Source organism: Nitrosomonas communis, assembly GCF_900114745.1.
GTDB lineage: Bacteria > Pseudomonadota > Gammaproteobacteria > Burkholderiales > Nitrosomonadaceae > Nitrosomonas > Nitrosomonas communis_A.
Genome location: NZ_FOUB01000021.1, coordinates 15,361 through 28,513 on the forward strand (window position 1 = coordinate 15,361; position 13,153 = coordinate 28,513).

Annotated in this window: 11 protein-coding genes and 2 pseudogenes; 6 read left to right on the forward strand and 7 right to left on the reverse strand. The window is 44.0% G+C overall.

The window, feature by feature from the left end; all coding sequences use genetic code 11:
* Positions 1-18 precede the first annotated feature (18 nt).
* Genes BM122_RS09530 through BM122_RS09540 form a run of 3 tightly spaced genes read right to left on the reverse strand, consistent with a single transcriptional unit; the run spans position 19 to position 4,819 of the window.
* Complete coding sequence (locus tag BM122_RS09530; protein ID WP_074905351.1) at positions 19-2,364, reverse strand: TonB-dependent siderophore receptor; 2,346 nt, start codon at positions 2,362-2,364, stop codon at positions 19-21.
* 36 nt (positions 2,365-2,400) lie between these two features.
* The gene (locus tag BM122_RS09535) at positions 2,401-3,702 is read right to left on the reverse strand and encodes a lysine N(6)-hydroxylase/L-ornithine N(5)-oxygenase family protein (RefSeq protein ID WP_074905352.1); all 1,302 of its coding nucleotides are present in this window, start codon (positions 3,700-3,702) and stop codon (positions 2,401-2,403) included.
* Positions 3,703-3,712: 10 nt separating this feature from the next.
* The gene (locus BM122_RS09540; protein WP_256211979.1) at positions 3,713-4,819 is read right to left on the reverse strand and encodes a GNAT family N-acetyltransferase; all 1,107 of its coding nucleotides are present in this window, start codon (positions 4,817-4,819) and stop codon (positions 3,713-3,715) included.
* Between the two features lie 285 nt (positions 4,820-5,104).
* On the opposite strand from BM122_RS09540, the gene BM122_RS09545 reads away from it, so the two are divergent.
* From BM122_RS09545 to BM122_RS09560, 5 genes are all read left to right on the forward strand, one after another.
* Entirely contained in the window at positions 5,105-6,775 is a 1,671-nt protein-coding gene (locus BM122_RS09545) for a cyclic peptide export ABC transporter (protein ID WP_074905353.1), read from the forward strand.
* A 4-nt stretch (positions 6,776-6,779) separates the two neighbouring features.
* Entirely contained in the window at positions 6,780-8,048 is a 1,269-nt protein-coding gene (locus BM122_RS09550) for a PepSY-associated TM helix domain-containing protein (protein WP_083398435.1), read from the forward strand.
* A 153-nt stretch (positions 8,049-8,201) separates the two neighbouring features.
* On the forward strand, positions 8,202-8,456 hold the full coding sequence (locus BM122_RS09555) for a hypothetical protein (protein WP_143083385.1): 255 nt from the start codon (positions 8,202-8,204) through the stop codon (positions 8,454-8,456).
* Between the two features lie 26 nt (positions 8,457-8,482).
* Positions 8,483-8,554, forward strand: a complete 72-nt coding sequence (locus tag BM122_RS25975) for a hypothetical protein (protein WP_371264913.1) — start codon at positions 8,483-8,485, stop codon at positions 8,552-8,554.
* Positions 8,555-8,876: 322 nt separating this feature from the next.
* Positions 8,877-9,941, forward strand: a complete 1,065-nt coding sequence (locus tag BM122_RS09560; protein WP_074905354.1) for a multicopper oxidase domain-containing protein — start codon at positions 8,877-8,879, stop codon at positions 9,939-9,941.
* Between the two features lie 315 nt (positions 9,942-10,256).
* Here BM122_RS09560 and BM122_RS21630 read toward each other — a convergent pair.
* Positions 10,257-10,687, reverse strand: a pseudogene (locus tag BM122_RS21630) (ISNCY family transposase); the annotation flags it as partial.
* A gap of 106 nt (positions 10,688-10,793) precedes the next feature.
* On the opposite strand from BM122_RS21630, the pseudogene BM122_RS26565 reads away from it, so the two are divergent.
* Positions 10,794-11,545, forward strand: a pseudogene (locus BM122_RS26565) (IS982 family transposase).
* A 201-nt stretch (positions 11,546-11,746) separates the two neighbouring features.
* Here BM122_RS26565 and BM122_RS09570 read toward each other — a convergent pair.
* The 3 genes from BM122_RS09570 to BM122_RS25995 all read right to left on the reverse strand — a co-directional run bounded on the left by BM122_RS09570 (position 11,747) and on the right by BM122_RS25995 (position 13,144).
* Positions 11,747-12,007: an IS30 family transposase gene (locus BM122_RS09570; RefSeq protein ID WP_143083386.1), complete on the reverse strand. Its 261-nt coding sequence runs from the start codon at positions 12,005-12,007 to the stop codon at positions 11,747-11,749.
* 32 nt (positions 12,008-12,039) lie between these two features.
* The gene (locus BM122_RS09575; protein ID WP_074905356.1) at positions 12,040-12,675 is read right to left on the reverse strand and encodes a LolA family protein; all 636 of its coding nucleotides are present in this window, start codon (positions 12,673-12,675) and stop codon (positions 12,040-12,042) included.
* 352 nt (positions 12,676-13,027) lie between these two features.
* On the reverse strand, positions 13,028-13,144 hold the full coding sequence (locus tag BM122_RS25995; protein ID WP_371264912.1) for a ferritin family protein: 117 nt from the start codon (positions 13,142-13,144) through the stop codon (positions 13,028-13,030).
* Positions 13,145-13,153: the final 9 nt, after the last annotated feature.

A 13,153-nucleotide genomic window follows, 5' to 3' on the forward strand; every position in this document is an offset into this window, starting at 1 on the left:
AATACAACATAACACCACCTAGAATCTGTACTTCAAAGTTCCCACGACGGTTCGTTCTGTTCCAAGAAAAAAATTACCACCGAGCTGAGATGAAACATACTTATTATTAAAGATATTGCTAGCGTTAATATTAAATATCCAAGGGCCATAATCGTAGCGCAGTGTGGCATCGAACAAGGTAAATGCCGGGGTCGTACTGGTATTTTCCGGGTCATTGTATACTCTACCGACATAACGAACACCTCCTCCAATCCCCAATCCCCGCAACCATTCTATGCCCAGACTCCTAAAAGAATAATCCAGCCAGGCTGAAGCCATGGTATTGGGCACTAAAATAGGCATTTTGTCTAAGTTGGTATCATTACTTTTGGTAACGGTTACTTCTTGATAGGTAAATGAGCCAATAAAATTCAAGCCGGGTAACAGTCCAGGTAACAGTTCTGCTTTAGCTTCCAGTTCAGCGCCGCGTGAACCGATCTCACCTGTTTGCACACTGCGAAACGGATCATTGGGATCACGTGTTATTACATTGGTTTTAGTTAGATCAAATAATGCAAGTGTGTAGAGACTCCTGCCACCCACCGGCTGGTATTTGATACCTACTTCATATTGAGCCCCACGCGTTGGATCAAATGGATTGTTGCTAGTATCAAAGCCCGGTTGTGGCAAGAATGATTGTGAATAACTCACATAAGGGGCGATGCCATTGGCAAACCGATAGGTTAAACCAGCCCGGCCGGTAAATGCATCCTGTTTGGCTTTTGCTGTAATAGCACTCAGAAGATCGTTATTAGTAGAATCAACTCTGTCATAACGACCACTTAAAGTCAGGATCCAATTCTCATCGTATCGGATTTGATCTTGTATATAAACGCCAAATTGATTAATTTTCTGCTTGGCATGGATACCCAAGATATCAGGCTTAGCAATCGGTAGTGAGTACACCGGATTAAGAATGTCGATGCCAGGTGTAACAGAGCCATCCTGGTTTCCTTGAAAAAATTTGAGTGAAGCATTGGTTACATTCCAGTCTACCCCTGTAAGTACCGTGTGATGGACTGGACCAGTATTAAGCTTAGCCTGTAAATGGGTATCGAGTACAGTCTGATTTAATCGTTCCCTAGTAGAAAAGGCCGAACGATCCTGCAATGTAGGTTGATCAACCGTATTATAACCGAGCGGAAAGAAATCATTAAATCGCCCGTCTTGATCCGTATGGCGAAAATTCTGTCGCGCTGTGAACATCTCGTTAAAGTGATGTTCAATCTGGTAGCTGAAAGAAGATTGATTTGTCGAGTATTTAACAAAATCTGGATCTCCAAAAAGAACATTGGTGCGATTGCCATCCGGTGCTGCCAGATAAAAAGCGGCTGCATTCGTACGATTATTAAGTACATCACCCATGAGTGTGATGGTCGTGTTGACTGTTGGCCGCCAAGTCACCGAGGGAGCAATATAAAAGCGTCTATTGAATGCGCGATCTCCGCCGGTATTGGGAAATCTAACCTGCGTATCCGTATCAAGCCCCAAAGTTACAAGACGGAACATCAACGTTCCATCCTTGTTTGCAAATCCTAAATCGGCAGCAACCCGTTTACGGTCAAAATTGCCGTACTGCAACTCAATTTCCCGAATTGGATCGGCACTCGGGCGTTTAGTCACACGATTGACGATCCCCCCTGCATCGCCACGGCCAAACAATACCGACGATGGTCCGCGTAGCACATCGATACGCTCCAATCCGTACGGATCGGTGATATAAGAACCAAAAAATAGACCTTGCGCTGCATTACTCAAGCCATCACGAAAATTTGCATTCGTCAATCCATCGAAGCCACGTAAGAAAATATTTTCAAAACCTGTTCCCTGAAACCCAAAGTTGCCAGTGGTAACACCTGGTGTATAGCGTAAAGCTTCAGTAAAATTCTGTACGCTGCGTATGTCAAGTTCATCACGCGTAACCACCGAGATCGATTGCGGGATTTCAATAATCGGTGTATCTGTCTTGGTTCCAGTCATACTGCGTTTGGCTGCATAACCGATAGTCTGGTCAGATGCTCTACCTTTAACAGTCACTGCAGGTAATACCGTGACATTCGACTTATCCGCATCTGGTTCATTTGAGCTGGCAGTAGTTTCTGACTGTGTGCTTTTTGCTTCTGCTGCTTTATTCGTTGTTTGCTCAGATGACTCAGCAGCACCTTCAATCTGCTGGTTTTTTGTTTCTGCTGCTTTATCCGCTATTTGTTTTGGTTCTGCATAACTATTGAGTGATATTGTCAATAACGCCAGTTGCACGGCTGATAATAGGATTACGTTTTTTAGTTTAATGGTTCCTTCGGGAGGCGCTATGATGCTATTCATATTTAATATGTTGATTAGTTTAAGAAATATTACCTATTAAGCAAATACTGAAGAAATTCCACGTTTTGCCTGCATAGCGCTTGTTTGATTAGAGGTAGTCATGAGTGCCTGAGCAATTTCGTTCGTACGTACAGCTGTTACTGAGAGCAAGGTATCGCTCAATCCGTGACTTGATTCACAAGCACCTTGCAGAAAAACCGCTGGCTTGAAATTAGGTGTACTGCATAGTCGATATTGACGATCCACTATAAAATCTCCGAAATATGGAGTGAGTGGCGCTAACAAGGATTTGTGATGATCCCGGTGATAGCCCGTGGCAAGCACCACAGCATCATAAGTTTCCGTTCGCTCACAATTGGTATTCAAATCATGTAAAACAAATTGAATACCTTCTTGCTGGGAAAGCGCTTGCCTGACTTCATGGCGCCGCAGAAAACGATGGCGCTCGCTACCGGACACTTTCTGCCGGTAAAGCACATTGAAAATTTGTTCAATTAAAACCAGATCAGGCGCGGCATAATTGGTATGCCAGAACTCATTGAGGATCTCAGCGCGATCTTGCTGAGAGCTATTAAAAACAAAATCTGTGAAGTCAGCATTGAAAATCTCATTGACGAATGGGCTGTCATCCGATGGCTTGATTGAGCGCGCACGCATAATCAGATCAACCTGAGTCGTCAGGAAGCGATCATGCAGATCCATGAAAATTTCTGCTGCACTTTGCCCGCCTCCCACTATTGCAATCCTACTAGCATCGGGGTATTGTTTAATCTCTTGCAGATAACTATTGGAATGAAATACACGCGGATCTCCCTCAAGTGACAAGAAGCTATCCGGGATTCTCGGTTTGCCGCCGATACTTATTATCAGATTTCGCGCCAATCGCTCGTGAATGACTTGCTCACCATCGCGTGATCGGATACGCAGCAGCACAGTCTCCTCTCCACGTTTCTGCGGTAATATCTCGATTACCTCCTCGCCATAAGCGCAACAGTGGTCAAAATGCGATGCTGCCCATGACAGATAATCATTGAATTCATGGCGACTCGGGAAAAAGGTCTTGAGATTGATAAAATCCTGCAACCGATTCTTTTGATGGAGATAATTAATAAACGTAAAATGACTTGAAGGATTGCGCATCGTAGCCAAGTCCTTGAGAAAAGAAACCTGCATATGCGCGTTATTCAGCATCATGTTGGCATGCCAGGCAAAACCGGGTTGTTTCTCAATGAAAAAAGGCTCGAGGTTATAACCAGCTTGCTTTTTTTCTTGGAGCGTAATGGCAAGCGCTATATTGGATGGGCCAAAGCCAATACCGATCAAATCGTAAACTTTCATGATGAAATCCTCAGGGTAAAAAAACAGAATGGAGTGTTAACGTGCTGCGCGGTATCCATAGTTGTTCAGCATAAAAGCGCTCTCGTAACAACATCCCGAGCATGGCGCGTTTATGGGGGAAATCGAACTCCTTGAGAAGCGCGTAACCGCATTGAGCAAGATTCCGGATCATCTTGTGATTATCAGCACGGGGTTCGATGACAATGCGCTGAGTTCTATCATCATCGAGAAATAAATAGTGGGAAATAGACGGCAGCCAAGCGGTTACGAAAGGTTTGCCGCGTAAGTGGGGCTCTCCAATTAACACATGCCAGCCACGGTCAAAATTGTCTACATCATAATAGGGAGCAATCCGATCTTCTTTGGCCCAATATATTTCAAAATAACCAAAAGGTTCATCATCGAGGCAAGCGATGAGATTGATCACATGTGGATCGCTCTGGATGCCTTCAAGGTATGCGCGGTGCTTAGCGAGATCACCGCTCTCCTGCCAGAACTTTGCCACAACGGGATCATTCATCCAACGACTGAAACGTGTAAGATCGGTCGCGAGATCGACTGTTCGAAATGATAAAGTACGCCCTAGCCACGTGATATAACGCTGATAAACAATACCAATGGGCTTAGGCGGCCGGAGCGGATGGCGGCGGCCATGACTAAAAACAGGGTAAATTGGATATGACTGAGATCGCGATGATGAAAGCCATACTCTGGCCTGCTGCCAGAAAAGCTCCACATACACAACATTCCGGCCATCTTCAGTTTTAACCACTACCCCAGAATCAAATAATTTACTAAACTGATTAATGGGTACAGAGAGATATAACTTCGCCTGATTGGAGTAATAGACAAATGTAGCTTCAATTGCTGCCAGCAATTCAGTGACATCCGGATGCGCTGAATAAAGATCAGCCCACTCTAGCGTTAATTGATCAGATTGCTTATATAAGTGCCAGGCCGTTCTTTTTTTGTTTTCGCAATCCTGCACACTCAAAGTGTTACCTTCACAGGTAACGAGATAACGTGTCTGATCTGGGCAAGATAACAAGCTCATCGGACGCACCGACTGCTCTACCAGCGTCTCACAAGCTTGATCGTTTAATCGATACCGTTCCATTTGTCTCCCAGTAAACTGATTTGGATAAAACCCTCGTTATACTGATTGAAGACGAATGAGAAGTATTATTATTTACACATTCTATAAAATTTTAGTTATTTAGCATGTGGGGAGGAAATAGTAAATAGTTATGCCATTGATAAGCAGAGCAAATTGTCTGCAATGAGAAGCAGCTAGATGCACTGCTTTAGTAAAAATTAGCGAAAGCATGGCTATATTGGTGTTAAACATTTACCATGGCTATTCGTCTTTTTTAGTATATCTCCTCTCTTTTATGTATAAACCATGCTTAAGTATCTTATTAATCAATCCAAACTATTGCTGTTAAGTGCATCATTTGCCAGCATCGTGCATGGCATTTGCAGCGTACTGCTGCTTGCTCAAATCAGCAAGGCACTCACTTCGACAGCATCTGATCAGGATGAAATGGCGCTCATTTTTGCAGCAACGGCACTCTGTGTCATGCTAAGTTATATGGTGGCGGCAATTCTCTTTGAACGCCTAGGACAGCGCGCGCATTCCGAGCTACGCAGTTTTATTGCGCAAAGAGTGATTGCTGCCGATTATCGGCAACTCGAGCAACTCGGTGCTGCACGAGTACAATCTGCCCTTTCCGAACACTGCACACGAGTGGCTGAGTTCTTTGTCAGTTTTCCGGTCATTCTTACTAATGCCGTAGTGGTCGCTGGCTGCCTGGTTTACATGGCGTTTTTATCATGGCAGGTATTCCTGCTCGCCCTCGTCGTCATTGGGTTCGGTTCACTCGGTTATCACCTCGCTCACTTACGTGCCATTAAACATCTTGATATCGCCGCCCAGGAGCAGGATAATTTATTTGCCTATTTTCGTTCACTCACTGACGGCGCCAAGGAATTGCGCCTCAATCGCGATAAACGGACTACTTTTTATGATGATGTGCTTAAACGCTCCATCGAAAAGGTACGTAAGGAGCGAACATTTGGTATGTCTGTTTTTGTAGCCTCAGCAAGCTGGGGTAATTTCCTGATTTACGCATTTATTGGTCTGGTGTTGTTTTTGCTGGTAGGTGATGTACCTGATCGGGCATTGATCATGACGGGCTACGCCCTGGTGTTCGTTTATATGGTAGGGCCGCTCGAAGCATTACTGTTGAATATTCCACGGGCTAACCTTGCCCAGGTATCAGCCGATCATATAGAGGAAATTACGCATTCCATGTTCTCTTCTGAATCCCAGACAGACAAAATCGATCTGCCGCCTCTGCAATCGATTGTATTGCAGAGGGTGTTGCATCGTTACTATCATGAGCAAAAGGATGAAATGTTTACGCTGGGACCGGTTGATTTACAGTTCTTTCCGGGTGAAATCACTTTTCTGATCGGAGGCAATGGCAGTGGTAAAACGACCTTGGCGAAATTACTGGTGGGGCTCTATTCGCCGGAAGAAGGCAGCATCAGTCTTAATGGCAAGGTTATCGATGATACTAACCGTGACTACTACCGACAGTTCTTTACTACTATTTTTTCTGACTTTCACCTTTTTGAGCGGCTGCTTGAAACGGATCATGGCAACGATCTGGATCAAAGGGGAAATCAGCTGTTAGCCAAACTTCATCTACAAAATAAGGTAAAAGTCCAGGATGGAGCCTTTACCACGCTCACCTTGTCGCAAGGACAACGTAAACGTCTCGCGCTAGTGATTGCTTATCTGGAAAACAGACCCTTCCTGGTATTCGATGAATGGGCAGCCGATCAGGATCCAGCATTTAAGGAAATTTTTTATTATGAATTGCTTCCGGAATTACGCGCGATGGGTAAAGCCATCCTGGTTATTTCACATGACGACCGCTACTTCCATTTAGCCGATCGTGTGCTACGCATGGAAAATGGCCGTTTGATCTTTGACCATCAGGAAGCAGCAGATACCCCAAAAAAAATAACCACCCCATCATTGATGACTGCCAATAGTGTTACTTAGCATTATGAAAAAATTTATTGATCCCGCAATAACTGCTGATATCGCGCAACAGGAGAAACAGTCCAGCAAATCCAGAGCAAGTCGCCAAATACTCACCTTGCTACACCGCTGGGCTGGTCTCTTTTTAGCAGCCTTCCTGTTCATTTCAGGGTTGACCGGCGCAATCATTTCTTGGGATCACGAACTGGATGAGTGGCTCAATCCCCAATTATTTGAACGACAAAGTCAGGGAGATCCTCTTGCACCCCTGACGCTCGCTGACCAGTTCGAAGCATCTCATCCCGAAATTATGATCACCTGGCTGCCTTTGTCCCTAGAGCCTGATCAGAACCTTGGTTTAGGGGTAAACTCTCGCCTTGATCCTGATACTGGCAAAGCATATGATCTGGATTTCAATCAAGTCGCACTTGATCCCGTGAGTGGCGAAGTACGCGGTACCCGCATGTGGGGTGAAATCTCACTCAGCCGGGAAAATTTCTTGCCCTTTCTGTACAAATTGCACTATAGCATGCATATCCCGGATGCTTTTGGACTGGAATTAGGCATATTGTTTATGGGCATACTAGCGATGGTGTGGTCAATCGATTGCTTCATTGCCCTCTGGATTTCGTTTCCCCATTTCCAGGCATGGCGCAAATCATTTGTTTTTCGCTGGCAACAAGGCGGTTACAAACTGAATTTCGATTTGCATCGCTCAGGTGGGGTGTGGTTATGGGCTTGTTTATTGCTACTGGCCGTGACCGCTATTTCTATGAACCTTAAACAGGAAATCATGCGTCCCCTTGTCTCAGTCTTTTCCACCCTCACCCCAGACCCGTTTGCGCACCGTACTCCTAGGCCGCATGATGAACCGATTGAACCTTCGATCACGCGACACGAAGTCATTCTGCTTGCCACTACAGAAGCTCAAAGAAGAAATTGGAACATTCCGTTAGGGGGCATGTTTTATGAGCCAGAGTATGGCATTTATGGTGTAACGTTTCACGAGCCAGGTCAAGATCACGCAAACTTCGGTCTTGGTAATCCTTGGCTTTATTTTGATGGCCAGGACGGATCCTTTCTCGGTGACAATATCCCGGGGGTAGGCAGCATGGGTGACCTATTCTTGCAAGCCCAGTTTCCCTTACATTCCGGTCGCATCCTTGGCTTGCCTGGACGTATCCTGGTTTCCTTGTTAGGAGTAGCAGTCGCAATAGTGTCCGTAACAGGAGTTATTATTTGGCAGAGGAACCGTTGTGCGCGTACGAGAATCGCTAGCAATCACTGTAAATAATCTTTACTTATTTAACGTGGGTTCGACATAAGAATCATCACATAACGGCTGGAGTGCTTGAGGAAGCCTAATATTAAGCAAAGGTTTCTTCTCCTGAAAGGTGTAAGTCACCAGCCCGTCTGATAGCTTTATCTTAATAAATTCAGATTCCCTTTGCTGCTTTTCTTATCCAGAACTCACGTTACTTATGCTTTCAGTGCAGTCAGTCCCCTCGATGGAGCCTTCGACAGCTTGGTATTGCCTCATGTCAACAGCGATTGCATGCAGATTTGCATCAATGAGATGGCCAGTCGTTACTCTAGTGATCATATCGTTATGATCGTTGATGGCGCTGGCTCGCATAAGAGCAAGGATATTCATTTACCTGAGATCCATTTGTTATTCCTGCACCGTATTCCCCTGAACTAAATCCACAAGAGCATATTTGGGGCCAACTGCGAGAAAAATACTTTCATAACCGTCAGTTTGACAGCATCGATGCGCTAGAGAATCAGTTAGTTAGTTAGTGCATTATATGATCTCGAAAATACTCTGATTTAATCAAAAGTATAACCAGCTGGGATTAGATTATTAATGTAGTTTCTAGTGCAAATTAGAATTACTTAGTATTTTTAAGTGTTCCATTTTATGAGCCACACATCCACAAAAAGCTCTAGAAATACAGTATACAAAAACCGCATTCCTACTATTTTAATTTGTAAATTTAAATAATATTCATTATCATTACCAATTGTAATTTGCGTTGCTCTTCAAAGAATGGAATGCATCAATTCAATAAATAATACATTGTTTTAATCATATGATTCTCTATCAAGGAGGGATTATTCGATGTTGCAAAATAAAATTATTTCAGTAGTTTCAGTTTTGATGCTGCCTATACTTATCAGCAATCCAGTTTGGGCTAACGGTGGAAACCGAGTTTATTGGATAGCAGCTGATGAAGTATTGTGGGACTATGCACCTTCATTTCCTGCTAATCCGATGACAGGCCATGAATTTACTGCAGAAGAGCGTGTATTCGTCGAGCAAGGGATTGGTCGGCGATATTTAAAGTCTGTCTATCGGGAATATACCGCCGGGTTTGGTGCGGTAAAACCGCGTGTCGCTGAGGAGGAGCACTTGGGTATACTTGGCCCTGTCATTCGGGCAGCCGTGGGAGACAGAATTACTGTTCATTTTAAAAACAATACCCGTTTTCCAGCAAGTATCCACCCGCATGGCGTGCGCTATATCAAGGAACACGAAGGCGCTGCACATTCATCAGCTGATAAGCATAAATCTGGCGGAATCGTGGAGCCGGGAGGGGAGCACACTTATATTTGGGATGTTCCAGAACGCGCAGGTCCTGGCCCAAATGATCCTTCTTCCATTGCCTGGGTTTACCATGGTCACGTCAATGAACCTGCCGATACCAACTCAGGATTAATTGGCCCGATTATTATTTCAAGTAACAGAGAGAAACCGCTGGATGTAGATCGTGAGTTTATTTCACTGTTTACTGTATTCGATGAAAACGCCAGCTTATATAAAGATATCAATCTTTCCACTTGCACTGGTTCTTGTGACCCGAAAAGCGAAGAATTTGAGGAAAGTAATCTGAAGCATGGAATCAATGGATTGCTTTATGGCAATAATAAAGGTTATCTGATGCGCACTGGCGAACGCGTGCGTTGGTATATCATAGGCATGGGTAGCGAGGTGGATCTTCATTCACCGCATTGGCATGGTGCCACTTTATTGCATAATGGTAACCGCTTGGATGTAACTGAAGTGTTGCCGGCGGCTACTAAAACTCTGGATATGCAGCCAGATGTCAAGGGCGAGTGGATGTATCATTGCCATGTCAATGATCACATCAGTGCTGGCATGTCGACGATGTTTACTGTTGAATAAAATAACATTCGCTTAAAAAATGCTAAAGCTTTTGCACATCGGGTCGATAAAAAATGTGTAATAACCTTACCATGCTCCTATATAACCTGGTAAGTTATTTATATTCCTCACCATGTTATACTTAGATTACTATACATTCTTTAGCCTTGAAGCCGACAATTAGTGCCAGTCCGACAACCTCATTTTTTCACCTTCAAGTTGCCTACTTTTTAAGTACCTTTGTAAAAATGCAATGAAACCACGCATCCAAAAAAGCCCCTGATTGTATTTTTTGTGAGACATGGCATAAAAAATACGATTTTCACCCAACACTCACTATTGATTGCTCGCAATCAGGCGGTTTTTTGCATTAGCTGGAGAGCTTAAGCTGCTTGTTAGTGCTTTAAATTACGTTTTTACCTTTGCGCTCACGCTCCACATCTTGCTGCCATAGAAATCACCTATTCGGCGGATGTTTCTGGCGACAATAGCCAGTGCAACGTAACGTTTAAAACCAACCATGCCATGATCTGGGCATTTGTATAGTCCGTTCACCTCCAGCGCATGGATTGCTGACTCTACTGCTGAGTGCGCACGACGAGTTTTAATAAATTCTTCCGTTTGTTCTACCGCTTTGCGCTCTCTGGATAGTTTGCTTTTTTGGGGAGCGTGACTTGGTCGAGATGTTGGACTAATTCAGCCTGGTTGGTAGGTGAATGAAAACCTTTATCGAAGCTGCAGGCATTGAGTAGGGGAAAGCGTTTTTTTTAACGCGAGTTCGGGATAAGAAAAGCAGCAAAAGGAATCTGAATTCCTTATGATGAAGCGATGTGGGAAAAGAATTTCATCACTACAAGAGTCAGATTCCAATGGATGCTTAATATTTTTTGTGCGATTAACGATTTTCATAAAGGGTTTGAGCCGTGGTGGAAGCAGCGTTTAACGGAGTCATCGCTGAAACGGCGTCAGCAGCGAGGCGCGCTGTGTCTAAGTAAAGTCATGATCATCATGGTGGGGTTTCATCTGTCCGGTTACCGGACGTTTAAGCACTATTATTCGACCAAGATCAGTATATGCCACAATCGCCGCATTGGGTCGCATAAAGTAATGGCAGAGTTTGTTGCTCGGGAAAAACTAGTGTGGATTGGTTTTATGGGTTCAAGCTGCACCTGGTCATTAATGACTAAGGAGAATTGCTGGGGTAAAAGTAACAGCGGGCAATGTGGATGACCGTGATTCCCTACCGGAACTGGCGCGCTCTTTGTTTGATAAACTCTTTGGTGCCCGGGATTACACCTCGCAGTCACTCTTTGAGCAACTGTGGGAGCAGGGCATGCAGCTCGTTACTAAAAGTGCGTAAGAATATGAAAAACAAGCTGTTGCCACAGTTTGGCAAGCTCCTGTTACGTAAACGCTCAACCATTGAGATCGTCAATGACCTATTGAAGAATATCTCGCAAATCGAGTATTCCCGCCATCGCAGCCTAGTTAATTTTTTTCTTAATCTGATAGCTGGATTGGTGGCTTACAGCCTTTGGGAGAAGAAACCCTCGCTTAACATTAGGTTTTCTCAAGCTCTTCCAGTGGTAGGGGATGATTCTTATGTCGAACTCACGTTACACTAAGTTCCGTCCTGACTAACTGCTCCTACCTCTATGCTGATGCGCTTTAATATATTGGTTGCCAAAATAGCATGCACGCACGGACAAACCTAGTGGTCATAAACAAAATAGCAATATGCCATATAGTATGATCCCGCTTGAATTCAAGTAATAAGTGCAACCCACCAATTTTTCAGCATCTGTGCCTGATAATTCGCGGAACATCTAGTAGTGCGTCCTAAACTCTAAGCACTTTCTTGGCCTGCTGTTAGGTTTGTGGACAGCTTCCAATACCTGCTGGGTAGTCACATCCAGCAGTCCCATCGTTTTAGGGAAATATTGACCTAACAGCCCATTGGCGTTTTCATTCTGACCACCCTTCCACGAGTGATAGGGTTTGACAAAATATGTTTCACATTCAAGCGTATTTGCTACTTCTTCATGCTTAGCGAACTCCATGCCATTGTCAAAGGTGAGAGTATGCACCCGATCCTTGAATACATCATTCTGTTATCACCTTACTGATCAAACAAACCCACAGGGAATGTTGGGTTGATTTGATAATCCAATATCTCCACCATCTCAATCAGACTACCATCCGTGCCATAACTCATCACTTTGAGTGGAAAACCGTTCGTTACGTCTAACCACAAATCCATCCGTGACACAGCGCCTACACTGAAGCCACCTGCTCCCTGCACACTAATTTGCAGGGCAGACTGACCTGCAATAGAATCTGTACCAAGCACAGTTGTCTTGCCCTGATTTTGCAGTAACATCACTTCCTGATACAAAACCCCTAGATCTGAGCGGTCTATCCTCTGACCAGATGGACCCTGAATCATTTTATTCTCCGGGCTTAGACTAAGCGAAGGGAAGCTACTATCTCCAAATAGCCATAATTTAACCTTTTCAGTTTTTGGGCTATAAACCAGTACGGTCCCATTAAATGGCTCAATTACTTCCATTCGGACATACCCCGGTTTTTTATAGTAATAACGTAAGACATCGGTTTTATCAGACAGATTACCGTATGAAGATTTGATGGTTGCCTGATATGTCTCAACCTGCTGGTAATAATCAGCGGCTTCCTGAACAAGATTAGGGCTATCAGCAGATAATAGCGCCATTGTAAGCATCAGGCCGGGCAACATTTATTAAAGCTCCTCAAGCTAATGATATCGCTTCATCTTCATTCATGGAAATAAATATGTCATTCCATTTCACAATCAAACATAGTACGAAGGCGAACCGCAGATAGTATAAATAATTTGGCAAGGAAAAATTGACAAAATCAGATTTGATTTAAAAATGGAATAAGTTGTATCGATATCAATTCTAGCACTACAACACATAGCGCTATAGCCCAAGTTTATCAATTCGGTATCTAAGAGCTTGTCAGACTTAATGTGATTCCAATAAGATATCAGTTGATTTGAATTGAATGCTGAAAATACGAGAGATGGACCGCTTTATTACTGCTGACCGAGAGATTGCCTGGTTAGCTTACCTCCGGCTTTTTGCCGGAGGTAAGCTAACACTATTCTTGCATGCATCAACGCGTTGGTTGTAAAGATCAATTGCTTGTAATTCCTCGCGCAAGGAAATAATCGCTCGATGCATATCACGTGT